14 protein-coding genes are annotated in these 13,930 nt (G+C 29.6%); 9 read left to right on the plus strand and 5 right to left on the minus strand.

The features are described 5' to 3' along the window. The first annotated feature begins 199 nt into the window (after positions 1–199). The 4 genes from B2Y85_RS00400 to B2Y85_RS00415 are packed head-to-tail and all read left to right on the plus strand — an operon-like array spanning position 200 to position 4,025. Positions 200–1,294 (plus strand): nucleotidyltransferase domain-containing protein, encoded by a 1,095-nt coding sequence (locus B2Y85_RS00400; RefSeq protein WP_372518490.1) that lies wholly within the window; start codon positions 200–202, stop codon positions 1,292–1,294. Beyond that, positions 1,294–1,962 (plus strand): hypothetical protein, encoded by a 669-nt coding sequence (locus tag B2Y85_RS00405; RefSeq protein ID WP_372518491.1) that lies wholly within the window; start codon positions 1,294–1,296, stop codon positions 1,960–1,962. The genes B2Y85_RS00400 and B2Y85_RS00405 overlap by 1 nt, the downstream gene beginning before the upstream one ends. Next, entirely contained in the window at positions 1,959–3,077 is a 1,119-nt protein-coding gene (locus tag B2Y85_RS00410; RefSeq protein WP_372518492.1) for an HNH endonuclease, read from the plus strand. Before B2Y85_RS00405 ends, B2Y85_RS00410 begins: the two co-directional genes overlap by 4 nt. Positions 3,078–3,113: 36 nt before the next feature. Continuing rightward, complete coding sequence (locus tag B2Y85_RS00415) at positions 3,114–4,025, plus strand: putative phage abortive infection protein (protein ID WP_372518493.1); 912 nt, start codon at positions 3,114–3,116, stop codon at positions 4,023–4,025. Between the two features lie 566 nt (positions 4,026–4,591). Here B2Y85_RS00415 and B2Y85_RS00420 read toward each other — a convergent pair. From B2Y85_RS00420 to B2Y85_RS00430, 3 genes are all read right to left on the minus strand, one after another. Then, positions 4,592–5,134: a hypothetical protein gene (locus tag B2Y85_RS00420; RefSeq protein ID WP_372518494.1), complete on the minus strand. Its 543-nt coding sequence runs from the start codon at positions 5,132–5,134 to the stop codon at positions 4,592–4,594. A 339-nt stretch (positions 5,135–5,473) separates the two neighbouring features. Next, entirely contained in the window at positions 5,474–5,878 is a 405-nt protein-coding gene (locus B2Y85_RS00425; protein ID WP_372518495.1) for a hypothetical protein, read from the minus strand. A 385-nt stretch (positions 5,879–6,263) separates the two neighbouring features. Next, a complete protein-coding gene (locus B2Y85_RS00430; RefSeq protein WP_372518496.1) occupies positions 6,264–7,349 on the minus strand; it encodes an acyltransferase family protein in 1,086 nt (361 codons plus the stop codon). A 264-nt stretch (positions 7,350–7,613) separates the two neighbouring features. Here B2Y85_RS00430 and rpsT point away from each other — a divergent pair, with 264 nt between their 5' ends. From rpsT to B2Y85_RS00445, 3 genes are all read left to right on the plus strand, one after another. After that, positions 7,614–7,895, plus strand: a complete 282-nt coding sequence (rpsT, locus tag B2Y85_RS00435; RefSeq protein ID WP_372518497.1) for a 30S ribosomal protein S20 — start codon at positions 7,614–7,616, stop codon at positions 7,893–7,895. A gap of 64 nt (positions 7,896–7,959) precedes the next feature. Continuing rightward, entirely contained in the window at positions 7,960–9,519 is a 1,560-nt protein-coding gene (gene murJ, locus B2Y85_RS00440; RefSeq protein ID WP_372518498.1) for a murein biosynthesis integral membrane protein MurJ, read from the plus strand. Beyond that, complete coding sequence (locus B2Y85_RS00445) at positions 9,503–10,801, plus strand: excinuclease ABC subunit UvrC (RefSeq protein WP_372518499.1); 1,299 nt, start codon at positions 9,503–9,505, stop codon at positions 10,799–10,801. Before murJ ends, B2Y85_RS00445 begins: the two co-directional genes overlap by 17 nt. 225 nt (positions 10,802–11,026) lie before the next feature. Here B2Y85_RS00445 and B2Y85_RS00450 read toward each other — a convergent pair whose 3' ends face one another. Together B2Y85_RS00450 and B2Y85_RS00455 are read right to left on the minus strand one after the other, a co-directional pair. After that, complete coding sequence (locus B2Y85_RS00450; protein ID WP_372518500.1) at positions 11,027–11,587, minus strand: ORF6N domain-containing protein; 561 nt, start codon at positions 11,585–11,587, stop codon at positions 11,027–11,029. Between the two features lie 422 nt (positions 11,588–12,009). After that, a complete protein-coding gene (locus tag B2Y85_RS00455) occupies positions 12,010–12,687 on the minus strand; it encodes an MIP family channel protein (protein ID WP_372518501.1) in 678 nt (225 codons plus the stop codon). A 134-nt stretch (positions 12,688–12,821) separates the two neighbouring features. Between B2Y85_RS00455 and B2Y85_RS00460 the strand changes: the two genes are divergently transcribed. Then, positions 12,822–13,340, plus strand: a complete 519-nt coding sequence (locus B2Y85_RS00460; protein ID WP_372518502.1) for a ferritin — start codon at positions 12,822–12,824, stop codon at positions 13,338–13,340. Positions 13,341–13,423: 83 nt separating this feature from the next. Further along, positions 13,424–13,909: a 2-amino-4-hydroxy-6-hydroxymethyldihydropteridine diphosphokinase gene (gene folK / locus B2Y85_RS00465; RefSeq protein WP_372518503.1), complete on the plus strand. Its 486-nt coding sequence runs from the start codon at positions 13,424–13,426 to the stop codon at positions 13,907–13,909. The last annotated feature ends 21 nt before the right edge of the window (positions 13,910–13,930 follow it).

Raw genomic sequence — 13,930 nt, forward strand, 5'->3', positions numbered from 1 at the left:
TATAACACATATCAAAATTTGATTTTTATAAGTTAGAAAATGTTATTTGTTATCGTCGGTTTGGATCCTGTTTATACATACATTTGACAATGTTTTGTTTTTGCAGTATAATTAGCAACGGTAAGCGATGAGTGCTAATTGTTATGATGTTAATTTGTTTTTAAAGCAAGTATAAAAAATAAAAAGGAGTATATAAAATATGATAGATACATCAAAAGTTTTAACTAAAATTCTTGAAGAAATAGATATATCGGATACATTATATAAAAAAGCCGTAGATAAATATACAGCAGTTTCAAATTGGTTAAATAGTGATAATTCTTCATTAAAAAAATATGGAATAGATATTTATCCTCAAGGTTCTTTTAGATTAGGAACTGTTGTTAAACCGATTTCTGATAAAGATGATTATGATATAGATTTGGTATGTTGTTTAAATAATAATATTGAAAATTTGTATCCTCAAGATGTAAAAAGAATAGTAGGAAATAGATTGAAAGAGAATGAAAAATATAAAAATATGTTGCAGGAAGAAGGAAAAAGATGTTGGACTTTAGAATATTCGGAACAGGAAAATTTTCATATAGATGTATTACCCGCAATAACAAATTCTATTCAAAACGGAGAACGTTATTTTCAATCGATTAATATAACCGATAAAACAAAGCCAGGTTATTGGTTTGAATCTAATCCAAAAGGATTTGCAAGTTGGTTTGAGAATAGACAAAGAAAAATATTAGATGAATATATTAAAAAATATGCATACTCAATTGATTCTTCAGTTGAAAATGTTCCAAGCATTCAAACATATAATATGAAAACACCTCTTAGGCAAGTAGTTAAATTATTAAAAAGGCATAGGGATATAATGTTTAAAGATAATGATGATAAAAAGCCTGCATCTATAATAGTGACAACTTTAGCTGCAAAAGCATATAATGGTGATGGAAATTTATTAATTGCTCTTAAAAATATAGTTTATAAAATGAAAGAACTAATACAAGTTAGAGAAAATGGTAATATAGTAATAAATAATCCTATTAATGAATATGAAAATTTTGCTGATAGATGCAATTTAAACAATGCTCAAGCAGATTTGTTTGCGTGGATTGATAAATTAAATCAAGATTTTATTAGATTAGATTCTGAAATTAATTTTAATTCAGAAGAAAAATTTCTGTCAAACTTGTTTGGACTTTCTGTCATAAATAAAGTTGCGAATAAAATTTCAACAGCGTCTCATTCTTCAATTAATATAAATATAAAACCAAATAAACCATGGGGTAATGGATAATGATATCTTTGGTAGACAATATTGAAGAATTTCTTTCTAAATACGATGAATTCAAAAAGAGGGAGACGGATAGTGGTTTTTTTATTTATGGGGAAATAAATAGAGAAGTAAATATAAATAATAAAGGTAACTTAGTATTAATATTCGATTTAGAGATTTATATCAATAAAGATTATCCAAATACTATACCATCAGTTAGAGAAGTTGATGAAAAAATTCCGAAAACTTTTCATAAATTAAATGATGGAAGTTTTTGTTTAGCAGCACCTTATCTGCTATTTTCATCTATTAAAAAAAATCCTAATTTTATAGTTTTTTTTGAAAATTTTATTCTTCCTTATTTATACTCTTATCAATATAATAAAAAATATGGAAAAATGCCATTTGGAGAATTAAGGCATGGTATGCAAGGTATAATAGATTTCTATAAAGAATTATTTAATATTCAGTCTGAATGTTTAGTTGTTAAATTACTTATGCAAGCGAAAAATGTTTATAGAGGACATCATTTATGTGCTTGTGGTTCTAAAAAACGGCTAAGAAAGTGTCATGGTTCAATAATATTAAGTATAAAAAATTCAATACCTCGACAACATTTACTTTCAGAAATTATGCAAATTTATAAATATATTAATAAAGAGGATTTTGCAAAAGGATACTGTTTATGAGTAAAACAACGATATCTCAATCAAAAAAAGAATTGCTGTATGCTAAGACGGCTGGATTTTGTCAATATCCAGGATGTAATGTATTTGTATTTGAAGAACCTCTCACAAAGAATAAAAAAGCTAAGTATGGTCAAATTGCACATATAATTGCAGATAGTCCCAATGGACCTAGAGGAGATATTCAATTATCTAAAAAGTTGAAAAATGATATTAGTAATTTGATGGTTTTGTGTTTTAATCATCATAAGTTAATAGATACAGATGTAGAAGGACATTCTGTTGAAAAATTAAGAAAAATTAAACAACTTTCTGAAGAAAATATTAGAAATTTACTTCTTCATAAAGAATGTAAAAAAAGTTATATAGTTAAATACACAGCCAATATTGGACAGCAAAAAATATGTGTAAATGATGAACAAATATTTAGAGCAGTAATAAACAAAGCACTTAATCCAATAAATTCTAATTCAATAGAATTAGGTATAAGTAATGATCCGATAGTTGATAGAGGGCAAAATGAATATTGGAAAATACAAAAAAATATATTAAGAGAAAATTTTAAAGATAAACTTGAAAATAAATTAAGTGAACATATTTCATTGTTTGCTATTGCACCACAACCGTTGCTTATATATTTAGGTACATTATTGTCTGATAAATATACAGTTGAGGTTTTTCAGTTAAAAAGAGAGCCTAAAACTTGGTGTGATTTAGATGATTTTGATAGTAAATTTAATTTTATAATAAAAAGACCTAATAAAATACATAAAAAAGTTGCCATAAATTTTTCTATAAGTGGTAATATTTGTAATTCAGAGATAAAAGAAGATTTAGCTTGTGATGAAGTTTCTATTTGGACAGTCACGATAAAAGAACCGAATAATGATTGTATAAGAAATAGCAAACAGATTGCTGCTTTTAGAAAAAGAATTAGATGTTTGTTTAATGAAATTAAAGCAAAACATGGGAACGATTCTCAAATTAATATATTTCCGGCGATGCCAATATCATTAGCTGTGGAGTTGGGTAGAGTTAGAATGCCAAAAGTAGATTTGCCGTTAATAATATACGATAAAAATAAGGGAAAATTTGTCAAAGCGATTACGATTCAATAAAAAAACTATATTTAAAATTATAATAAGGAAGTGAACATGCAAGAAGAAGATAATAAAAATATAGATATATTTAATTTTTTAAAAGAATTTTGTAAGAAAAACAAACTTTTTTCTATAATGGTAATAGTTTTTTCTACACTTGCAATTTTAAATATATTCTTTGCATTTAGTAAAGATTCTCCTGCAGGAATAATAGGAGATAGTAGTGCTTTATTAAATACCATCTTTTCAGGATTGGCATTTTTATTGCTTATTTATACTGCAAGTATGCAAAAAGAAGAATTATCTTTGCAAAGAAAAGAACTAAAACAAACAAGGGAAGAACTCGAAAAACAAAAGGAAGAATTTAAAACTCAAAATGATACTTTAAAAAGACAAAGATTTGAAAATACTTTTTTCAATATGTTAACACTTTTAGAAAATATAATTAATAATATTGAGCAAGGAATACCAAATACTTTTGATTACAAAAAAGGTAAACAACTTTTAGAGAAAATATATTCTACTAATCACAGTAGATCTATAAAAAATGCATTAAATAGTATATTATCCGTTGATAAAATTTTTGATGTTTATAAAAAACATGTAGATGTTAGACTATTAGAAAGTTATTTTCAGTATATTCATGAAATTATGAATTTTATTGATATGAATAAATTTTTGAATTCAGAAGATAAATCTAATTATATGAATATCTTAAGAGCCACTTTATCTCAGTATGAGTTAATTTTGCTGTTTTACGATGGATTATGTAATGATAAAATAAAAAAAATTATTGAAAAATATAAATTTTTAAATAATTTAAAGGTTGATTTGTTGGCTAATATAAATCATTTATTGTTTTATGATAAGAATTCATATAGTGAAGATTTGTATGCCTATTATGAAGAAAAATCTAAAATATTTGAAAAAATAAATGGTAAATTATGTTCAAAGAGAGAACAGTAACAATACTCAAGAAAACCTAAACAAACTAATACCAACTCTTCTCAACAAAAAACCTTTAGTCCTCAAAATCTTTAGAAAACTCCTTGAAAATTTGCAAAGCAAATTTTAGCTTATAGCTTATTAAAAAATCCTGCGGATTTTTTGCTTATGGTTTATAGTTTAACGACATTAACGACAGTTTATAGTTTTTGGTTTATAGTTTATAGCTTAAGGTGTCCTTTGGACGAATATTAGATAGATTCTGAATCAAGTTTAGAATGACGAACAGAGTGATCCCGCATCAAGTGCGGGATGACAAACAGAAAAGACCGGATTCCGTGTCAAGCACGGAATGACAGAGGAAAAAGAGAGTTATTTCATTGACTATTTTAGATTTTTAAGTTATACTACTGGTGCCCTAAGGAAACATCACTTGTACCGATGTTCCTCCTTAGGGTTCTTTATTTTCGTCTAAATCGTAGAATAAATTTCCCTTAATATCTTCACCTATTGTTATATCTTGAAATTTTTATGAATTTGTATTATACTATCCTTGCTCTTGAGGAGGACACTACTCTTAAAAGTGTTTACTCTTCAAGGGCTTTGTTTTTGTCTAAGTCGTAAAAAAGATTTCCATTCTCATCTTCGCCAATTGTTATATAAATCTCATAAATTTCTTTTTTCAATGTTATTTTATTTGTGAAGTAATGAAATTTTGATATTTTATCCTTTCTCGCTTTATAAGGATCTGAAGATATTTTATATTTTGCGGTTTTCAGTATTTCTAGTAGTTTTGGAATTATTAATAATTTTCTTTCATCAAAGCTATATTTTTGATATCTATCTCTTGCATTTCTTGATATTCTAATATTTTTGAATTTACCGATATCAAAAGTTTTTCCTTGAATATTTTCCGCAAAATATTTTATGGCTTTTTCTCTTAACTCTTTTATGTCTTTGTATTCACCGAAATAATGTTTTATTTCTTCTTCCGTTATTATTATTTGTTTATCATTGTATATTTCTTGTTCTTCGGAAAGTTCTAAGTCAGCAAGATTTTTTCCTGTTAGTTCATAAAATTCTTCTATGCTGTTAATTATTCCTAAAAATATTATTCTTTCGTTATTCATAATAGCTGGTATTTTATTATTTTTATAGATTCTGAATCAAGTTCAGAATGACGAAAAGAGAGATCCCGCATCAAGTGCGGGATGACAGAGGGAAAAGACAAAAAAAAGACACTGTATGTGGCCTCCGACATCCGTCAGTGGCGACATATAATGCCCATGTTTTTTACCTTTTGATGTCAAATTATGGCAAAAATTAAACGGGATGCGGCCTCCGCTATTCAGCAGTGGCGACATCCCGTGTCCTGCAAAAATTAATCTCTTAAAGAGAAAGACACTGTATGTGGCCTCCGCTATCCAGCAGTGGCGACATACAATGCCCGTGTAATAATTCTAATACTTTTATCTACTAATGTCAAGAATTTCTTTGTTTTGTTTTATAATAATTATTTCCCTTATGAGTTTAGAATATTTAAATTGTTTTGCTATTTGAGAAATAGCTTTTGTCTCATCTATTTTTATTCTTCTTAAATCAATAATAATATTTTTAGATTGTTTCAATGCTGTTCTTAAATTATTTTCAATCGTTCTGCTACTGCTACCTTTAGGACTTTTTATTTCCCAAAGTAAACCATCCATTTTTATATCCGGTGTTCTTGAAAATTTCACACGGCTTGGCAAAATAAATTCTACATCTTTGCCTAATTTATTTAAAACTTTTGCAACATCCAATTCATGTTGTTCAACAAATACACCAAAAGGAATAATAGTTTTTCCAAAAACTTTCTCTGTATTATCAGTACTCATAAATATCCTTATTGTTTTTCAATATAAATGTATTATATAAAACAAATGTAAGTATGCCAATAAAAGTCGCAATGCGATTTTTTGTTGATAGTTTATAACTTAAAGTGTTCTGCGGACTAATTTCTATAGATTCTGAATCAAGTTCAGAATGACAAACAGAGAGATCCCGCATCGAGTGCGGGATGACAAACAGAAAAGACCGGATTCCGTGTCGTAGCACGGAATGACAGAACAACGAGATCCCGCATCGAGTGCGGGATGACAAGCAAAACGGCGGAAGATTGGAAGATTAGAAGATTGGCAACCACCAACTACCAACCACAAACAACAAACCATAAACCATAAACCATAAACCATAAACCATAAACCACAAACCATTCATGCATCAATTAATGATTTTTCTTTTATACAGGAAATTAAACAACGGGGTTTCTATGAATTTTATTCTTAGGTAGTCGATAATTGAACAAATTATAAATACTGCCAATATGGTTAGTATTGTATATAGCCAAAACAAATCTAAATTAAAAACATAAACATTTTTGCAAATGTCTTTCCATAACCAATTTCGCATAGTATCAATAGTTGCATGAATTAAAAGGATACCGAAAGTTGTTGCTGCAACGGTATTTATAAATGGAGAATATTTTATTTTCAAATTTTTGAATAACATAAAAGAACTTATTCCTAACGGAACTGCAAATATTTTATTACAATCTTCTACAAAAAACAGCGGACGGAAAAAACCTGCTTTTTCTCCTACGAAAGCCATAAATAATATACTTGCTACTGCAAGTGCTCCGGAAGAAATAAATGTTAATAACCAAAATTTTATGCTCTTATAAATATCTTTTGGATATAAACGAATATAAGACGCAATTACATAAATAACAGAAAACCATGATACATAGTTAAATCTTAGTTCAAAATATGGAATTGAATCCAATAAAACAAAAACAAATAATAACAGGTATAACAAAATTCGATGAGTTTTTTCGTTCATATTTTTTATCAATATATTCAAAAAAGGAATAAAAAGGAAAAATATTAAATAGCAACCAACAAAATTATCTTCGATATGATAAACGGGGAAAAATGCTGTTAAACAATTTTTCAAATTAAATGATTCATAGCCGGAAAATAAAAATATTAAATAAATTGAAATTTTATAAAACATAACTTCAAGCAGAAGTTTTAAGAATTTTCTTAATGTTATTGATGATTTACACATGTAATAACCGGTAATGAAAACAAAACAATTGATTCCTGTTTTGCCCCATGCACCGATTAAAATATAAAAAAGGGACTTTAAACTAAACTGATTTTGAATTAAAGGCGAATATTCCATTAATCCCGAATTTACTACATAATGATGTGCAAGTATCGCAAGCATTGCAAATATTCTAAACAATTCTAAATTGGTATCTCTCGGGGGCTTTGTTGCCGTTGATATTTGTTGTTGTTTATTCATAGTTTCAACATAATATCAAAATTTGAATACAATAACAATTTGATGATTAGCAAATGTTAATAGAACGAAATCCAACCTTTCTCAACGAAAAACCGGTAAACGGCAATGTACAATTTATAATGTACATTGAATACCAAACAGCAAACTATTAGCTATAAGCTATAAGCTTTAAGCTGCTTTTTCAGCTGCTTGACGATGCTAAAATAAAAATGTAAAATATGTCATCTTAAATATAATTTTGTAATGATTTTTGGAGGAAATATAATGGCAAAGTTAAAAACAGGAAGACACACATCTGCTCTTAAAGAAGCAAGAAAAGCAGAAAAAAGAACAGCAAGAAATGCAGCAATGAAAAGTAAAATAAGAACATTATCAAAGAAAGTTGAAGCTGCAGTAAAAGCTAAAGATTTTGATGCAGCAGTAGCAGCTCTTAAAGCAGCTTTCTCGGAATGGGATAAAGCAAAGAAGAAAAATGTTATTCATAAAAATGCAGCAGCTAACCAAAAAGCAAGATTGTCTAAAAAAGTTGCATCACTTAAGAAGTAATTTTAAAATGAATTTTAAAGCCGATATTTAAAAAGTATCGGCTTTTTTTATTTTACGGGCCAAAATGATTGAAATAAAAAAAATCATCAAATATGCGGGCAGTGTAAGTGCCGGAACAACAGTATCGAGAGTGTTCGGATACATTAGAGATATGCTTGTTGCTTATATGTTCGGTGCCGGAATGTTTGCGGATGCTTTTTATGCGGCATTCAGAATTCCTAACCTTATAAGAAGAATGTTGGGTGAAGGTTCGTTTTCGGCAGCATTTATACCTGTATTTTCGGAATATCTTCACACAAAAACAAAACCGGAAACACAAAAGTTAATAAATGTTGTTTTTACATTATTGTTCTTGGTATTGTTGGTTATAACAATACTTGGAATGTTTTTTTCACCGTTGCTTGTAAAAATAATCGCTTACGGTTTTACTTCCGATCCTGAAAAGTTAGCTCTTACCATAGAACTTACAAGATTGATGTTTCCGTTCCTTTTATTTATTTGTTTGGCTGCTATGCTTTTGGCATTGTTAAACACATTGAATTCTTTTTTTATTCCTGCAATAGCACCTGCAAATTTAAGTTTTGCCGAAATTATTTATATATTGGCTTTAGCACCGTTATTGTCGCCCGGTAACCAAATTAAAGGTCTTGCGATAAGTGTTATTTTCGGCGGGTTGGGACATTTCCTTATGCAGTATCCTACTTTAAGAAATTTGGGTTGGCACCTGCACTTTGATTTTCATTTTAATCATCCGGGTATAAAAAAAATAATATTTTTAATGATACCTTCCATTATCGGTATTTCGGTAGACCAAATAAACACTTTTGTAGATACGATATGTGCTTCGTTTTTAGGTAACGGTGCGATAACAGCTTTGTATTATTCAAACAGATTGATGCAACTTCCTCTTGCAATATTCGGGCTTGCGATGGCAACCGTTTCGTTACCGATGATGTCAAAGTCTGTTGCTACAAAAAACATAGAAGAATTAAAAGAAACATTAAACTTTTCCATAAGAATTTCCATAATAGCTTTGCTTCCGGCAACGGTTGGGCTTATGGCCATAGGGTTACCGATAATACAAGTTTTGTTTGAAAGAGGAAAGTTTGATACTTTTGCATCACTTCTTACAAATAAAGCTCTTTTTTATTATGTGTTGGGACTTCCCGCTTTTGCTATTACAAAAATTTTCGCCAACACGTTTTTTTCGTTTCAAGATACAAAAACACCCGTTAAGATAGCATTTGTGGTTATGTTTGTTCATGTGATATTGTGTGTTGCTTTAATGAAACCGTTAGGTGTGGGAGGTCTTGCTCTTGCAACTTCGGCTTGTGCATATATGAATGTATTTATGTTGTTTTATAAACTTAAACAAAGAATAGGTAAAATAGGTGCAAGAAAAATTTTAGTATCTTCGATAAAAGCATTGACAGCATCTACACTTATGGGTGTAATAGCATACGAAATAATGCAAATAAAAGTGTTGCCTATGATAGTTGCATTGATGATTTCCATAATTTGTTCGATAATCTCTTTTATTATTTTCTTAAAAATATTAAAATCTCAAGAGATGGACCAAATATTGTTGGGAATAAATAAAAAGAAAAATGCAAAAACCAGTTAACGATTATACCGTAAATATTCCGCATCTTCCCGGCGTGTATATAATGAGAGATTCCGCAGCAAACATTATATACATAGGTAAAGCTAAAGATTTAAAAAACAGAATATCATCTTATTTTCATTCCGATACGGACAGCAAAGCCTTTTCGATAATAAGTGCAATGAAAACAATAAACTATATTTTGTGCGCATCCGAAAGAGAAGCTTTTCTTGTCGAAAGACAACTAATAAAAAAAATACAACCTTACTTCAATGCAATGTGGAAAGACGACAAAACTTATCCGTATATAAAGTTGACCGTTGCGGAAGATTTCCCGCGACTTGTTATGACGAGAAAAGTAATAAAAGACGGGGCATTATATTTCGGACCTTACCCGCAACTTACTTATATAAAAAAACTTATACTTTGGTTAAACAAAATTTTTAAAATAAGACCGTGCAAAATAAATTTTTCCGAGAAAGAATTACCGAAATTGGATAAAGTGAAATCCTGCTTATATTATCATACCGGCTTATGTTTCGGACCGTGCATGGGGAAAATATCTTCCGCAGATTATAAAAACAATTTGAAAGAAGTAGAAACTTTCTTTAACGGTAAATTAAAAAAGTTGGCAGATACCTGGCAAAAAGAAATGTTGGAGTTAAGCAATAAACAAGAATACGAAAAAGCAAAAGAAATAAGAGACAGACTTTTTGCAATACAATCAATAAGTCAAAGAGTAGCGATAAGAGAAATAAGTATAGAAGATATTAATCAATATGTTTCCAAAACGGATGCTTTACAAGAATTAAGACAAGTTTTAAAACTTCATAAACTTCCTGCCGTTATGGAATGTTTCGATATTTCAAATACTTCGGGAACAAACCCCGTTGCATCGATGGTTCAATTTGTAAACGGAAAACCGAACAAGTCCGGTTACAGAAAATTTAAAATAAAAACAGTTCATCAAATAAACGATTTTGCAATGATAAAAGAAGCTGTTTTCAGAAGATATTCCGGCATTATCAGAAGAAACGAACAATTTCCCGACTTGATTGTTATCGACGGGGGAAAAATTCAACTTGCCTATGCACAGTCCGCACTGGATGAAATAGGCATTTACATACCTATGATTTCTTTGGCAAAACAAGAAGAAGAAGTTTTTATGGTGGGCAAACCGAAATCATTAATGTTACCGAGAAATTCGTTAGGGTTGAGACTTTTACAGGCGATAAGAGATGAGGCGCACAGGTTTGCGATTACCTTTCACAAGCAGTTGAGGGCAAAGGCTTTTATAAAATAAAAGCCTTATTATAGCGACCTTAATATTTTGGTTATAATTTTGCAACACAGAATCTTGAGTACCGCAAAGAGTACACATCGATTCTGTGTTTCTTCATTCTAACCGAAAATCTTAAGGTCTTTAACGGCAGAACGACGGGATCCCGCATCAAAGGCTGAATGGAAATGACAACACTTCAGTCGTCAAATACTTCGTTATAATTTAAAATCTTGAAATTCTTAATCTTTATTTTTTTGCTAAATCAAATCCAATTTTTTTACTTCTTGCTTTCTTGGGTTGTTTTATAAAATTATTTAACACAGATACTATTCTTCTTATTGCTTCATCATGTTTTGCAAATCTATTATTAGAATTCTCTATATGAAGTAAAAGTACTTGCTTTAATTCATCCAATTCTTTTTTATTCAAATCTTTACTGATTGCATATTGCCTTAATTTGATAAAAGTTCTTACTATCTGTATATTAATTTCAATAGCTCTTTCACTATTAAGAACACTGGCTAACATTGTTACACCATGCTCGGTGAAAGCGTAAGCATTTTGATAACTATATTTTAATTTTTTAAGGTGGTCACAATTTGTGACCAGTTCTTTTTGTTCTTCGTCTGTTAATTGAAACATAAAATCTTCTGGAAACCTTTTAATGTTTCTTTTAACAGCTTGATTTAGTTTCTTTGTTTCAACTCCATATAATTTTGCTAAATCAGAATCTATCATTACTCGTTGATTCCTTATTACAAAAATTTTATTTTCAATATTATTTTCGGTAGTGGTTAAATTTTTCATAAGATACTCCATTAAAATTAGTTTTTTAATATAAATGTATTATATAAAACAAATGTAAGTGTGTCAACTTTTTTAAGAGGGATAAATATTAAATGCTAGTTGAGAATTTGTAGTTCTTGGCAATTCAAGAGTTTCTGAGTTTTTACTTATAATGAAGCATTTGTCGACTGCGATAACGACGAGATCCCGCATCAAGTGCGGGATGACAAAGATTTTTGCCGTTGTTTGCTCTCAAAGGATTTGCAGATTTTAAATTATAACGAAGTATTTGGCAAATGAAGTGTACGTAAAAGAAAGCGGTAGCGATTGGTACTCGATTGAGACAAATACGAAGTTAGAATTTAAAAGAAAAATCCGTTTCGCTCAAAACAAAAAAACACCTGATGAAATAAATCATCAGGTGTCTTTTTTGTTGTAAGAAATTAGTTTTGTTTTTCTTTCAAAACCAAGTTATAAAATACACCGGCTAAAGCTCCGCCGATAGCGGGAGCAATTATAAATACCCAAACTTGTGCTAAAGCTTTTCCGCCTTGGAACAATGCAGGACCGAAAGATCTTGCAGGGTTTACAGATGTTCCCGTGAAAGGAATACCGATTAAATGAATAACAACAAGTGTTAAACCTATAACCAAACCTGCAACAGCTCCGTTTGATGCTTTGTCGGTAACACCGAGAATAGCCAAAACGAAAGCAAAGGTAAGAATTATTTCCATTACTATAGCCATAACAGCCGTAACGGTTACTCCGTTGGATAATGTTCCGCCGAAACCGTTAGCACCTAAAGCGGCAAAACTGCCTAAGCAAACACCCAATACTATTGCACCGCAAATTGCACCTAAGAATTGTGAAATGATGTACTTTACACATTCTCCGACACTCATTTTACCTGCAACACATACTCCGATAGAAACGGCAGGGTTTACATGACAACCCGAAACATTACCTATAGAATAAGCCATAGCAACGATTGTTAAACCGAATGCCAAAGCTGTGGCAATGTAACCTGCTTCCGGAAATTTGCAACCTGATACTGCTGCAACTCCGCAAGCGATGAACACTAAGAAAAATGTTCCGGTAAATTCTGCAACATACTTTTTCATTTACTTTCTCCTTAAATAAATTTTCATAAATTATATAATTTTTTATTAAAAATTATCAAAGATTATTTCTTGACAATTAATATTTTTAAGAATAAAATAACTTAAAAATAAAATTAATTTACAGGAGGAAAACAATGTTAAACAAAAAAGTGGCAAACCTTATTAACGAACAAGTTAATAAAGAGTTTTATTCGGCATATTTATATTTGTCTTTTGCCGATTATTATGAAGATGAAGGCCTTGACGGATTTGCAAATTGGTATGTTATTCAAGCACAGGAAGAAATGGACCATGCAATGATGATGAGAAGATATTTGTTGGATAATGGAGTATCGGTTAAATTAGATACGATAGAAAAGCCAAACAAAACTTTTAAAAATACAAAAGAGCCTTTAGAAGCAGGTTTTGAACATGAACAATATGTTACATCTTTAATTAACAACATTTATTCGGCAGCATTTGAAATTAAAGATTTTAAAACAATGCAATTTCTTGATTGGTTCATAAAAGAACAAACAGAAGAAGAAAAAAACGCAGGTGATTTGGTAAAAAAGATGAAAATGTTTGCAGTTGATGCAAAAACGTTGTATATGTTAAATTCCGAACTTGCAGCAAGAGTATATACACCATCAACAACAGGTCCAAGTAAATAAATCTTTATAAATGAATATTAAATCTGCATACAATAATTATTGTGTGCAGATTTTTATTTTAAAGATAATGTATAATATAAAACATGACAACAATATATTTATCATTAGGTTCAAATATCGGTAACAGGAAAAAAAAATTAGAAAAAGCTGTTGCCGAGTTAAATAAGAATAATATAAAAGAAATAAAGATATCTTCTTTATATGAAACAGAACCTGTGGGCCCCAAACAAAGAAACTTTTATAATATTGCCGGAAAATTTAAAACAAATTTAAATCCGCAGGAATTGTTAAAAGTTTTAAAGCAAACGGAACAAAAGTTGGGAAGAACAAAAACTTACCGGTGGGGGCCGAGAGTTATAGATATTGATATATTATTTTACGGTAAACAGGTGATAAAAAGTAAAAATCTTATAATACCGCACAAAGAAATAATAAACAGAGCTTTTGTTCTTGTACCGATGAAAGAAGTTGCTTCGAATTTTGTTCATCCGACACAACATAAAACAATAAAAACTTTAAATAATGTTTTACAAAAAGATACATATATAAAATGTATTGAAAAAATATAATAATTTTGGTACAATCTTTAA

The organism is Candidatus Ruminimicrobiellum ovillum, from assembly GCF_002392975.1.
GTDB classification, from domain to species: domain Bacteria; phylum Elusimicrobiota; class Endomicrobiia; order Endomicrobiales; family Endomicrobiaceae; genus Ruminimicrobiellum; species Ruminimicrobiellum ovillum.

Coding starts and splice junctions, on each gene's coding strand:
- B2Y85_RS00450 (WP_372518500.1), bottom strand. CDS start 11,587: ATGAAAAATTTAACCACTACCGAAAATAATATTGAAAATAAAATTTTT.
- B2Y85_RS00410 (WP_372518492.1), top strand. CDS start 1,959: ATGAGTAAAACAACGATATCTCAATCAAAAAAAGAATTGCTGTATGCT.
- B2Y85_RS00420 (WP_372518494.1), bottom strand. CDS start 5,134: ATGAATAACGAAAGAATAATATTTTTAGGAATAATTAACAGCATAGAA.
- B2Y85_RS00425 (WP_372518495.1), bottom strand. CDS start 5,878: ATGAGTACTGATAATACAGAGAAAGTTTTTGGAAAAACTATTATTCCT.
- B2Y85_RS00430 (WP_372518496.1), bottom strand. CDS start 7,349: ATGAATAAACAACAACAAATATCAACGGCAACAAAGCCCCCGAGAGAT.
- B2Y85_RS00460 (WP_372518502.1), top strand. CDS start 12,822: ATGTTAAACAAAAAAGTGGCAAACCTTATTAACGAACAAGTTAATAAA.
- B2Y85_RS00405 (WP_372518491.1), top strand. CDS start 1,294: ATGATATCTTTGGTAGACAATATTGAAGAATTTCTTTCTAAATACGAT.
- B2Y85_RS00455 (WP_372518501.1), bottom strand. CDS start 12,687: ATGAAAAAGTATGTTGCAGAATTTACCGGAACATTTTTCTTAGTGTTC.
- murJ (WP_372518498.1), top strand. CDS start 7,960: ATGATTGAAATAAAAAAAATCATCAAATATGCGGGCAGTGTAAGTGCC.
- folK (WP_372518503.1), top strand. CDS start 13,424: ATGACAACAATATATTTATCATTAGGTTCAAATATCGGTAACAGGAAA.
- rpsT (WP_372518497.1), top strand. CDS start 7,614: ATGGCAAAGTTAAAAACAGGAAGACACACATCTGCTCTTAAAGAAGCA.
- B2Y85_RS00400 (WP_372518490.1), top strand. CDS start 200: ATGATAGATACATCAAAAGTTTTAACTAAAATTCTTGAAGAAATAGAT.
- B2Y85_RS00445 (WP_372518499.1), top strand. CDS start 9,503: ATGCAAAAACCAGTTAACGATTATACCGTAAATATTCCGCATCTTCCC.
- B2Y85_RS00415 (WP_372518493.1), top strand. CDS start 3,114: ATGCAAGAAGAAGATAATAAAAATATAGATATATTTAATTTTTTAAAA.